The organism is Bathymodiolus azoricus thioautotrophic gill symbiont (genome assembly GCF_001298715.1).
In the GTDB taxonomy this organism is placed as follows: domain Bacteria; phylum Pseudomonadota; class Gammaproteobacteria; order PS1; family Pseudothioglobaceae; genus Thiodubiliella.
Window position 1 is genome coordinate 1 of the sequence record NZ_CDSC02000107.1, and the last position, 820, is coordinate 820.

Sequence of the window (820 nt, forward strand, 5' to 3'; positions counted from 1 at the left end):
TTCATGCAGATGAATTTAACGAATTAATAGGTGATCAATTTATCCCAATGATCAATAAAGCGGGCGGCGCAGGTTATCAAGTTACAGCTTATACACAAAGTGGCTCAGACATTGAGTCTGGTATCGGTAGTAAACCTAAAGCAGGCGTTATTCTAGATAACTTTAACACCTTGATAATGCTTAGAGTTAAATCAGAAGAAACAGCAAATATACTCATTACTAAAGTGGCAGAATACGAAGTCAACCAATTAACAATCATGGCACAAGCAACTGATTCAGCAAATCCCGATAGCGATGTTGCTTTTACATCGGCAGTGCGTGAGCAAATAACAACACAAAGAGTGCCTGCGATTAATACCAACGATATGCTTAATTTGCCAAAAGGTCAAGCGTTTGCGATGATTGAAGGCGGACAACTTTATAAACTAAGACTACCACTACCAGAAAAAGAAACATTTATCAAAAAATCAGGCATTCCCAACAAGCTATCTGAAATGGCAACACAGATGAAACAGAGTTACAACAGTCAAATGGATTTGGTTAACATTAACACGCCAATCGCCCCAGTTAAAAGGCAATTTGATAAACTGTGAGTACAGATAGCCACAAGTCTGAAAAAAGACCGGGAAAATTTTCTAAATTGCTAAACTTTATTGTTAGTGTGTTCGGCGTTTTAATCCTTAGTATTTTTTTAAGCATTGTGATTGAATGGCTTGGTATTGTATTTGACTGGTGGCAATTGCCAAAACACTATCATGCTAAAAATATGTTTGATGCTGAGCTTAATTGGGCATTGGGTGATTTTTTATCAAACAACCTG

1 protein-coding gene and 1 pseudogene are annotated in these 820 nt (G+C 37.1%); both read left to right on the forward strand.

The genetic code is table 11. The features are described 5' to 3' along the window. Window positions 1-593 (forward strand): TraM recognition domain-containing protein (locus BAZSYMA_RS02125; protein ID WP_195910053.1); only part of this gene is annotated, 593 nt, incomplete at its 5' end. Beyond that, a pseudogene (locus BAZSYMA_RS02130) lies at window positions 590-820 on the forward strand (hypothetical protein); the annotation flags it as partial. The gene BAZSYMA_RS02125 and the pseudogene BAZSYMA_RS02130, both read left to right, overlap by 4 nt.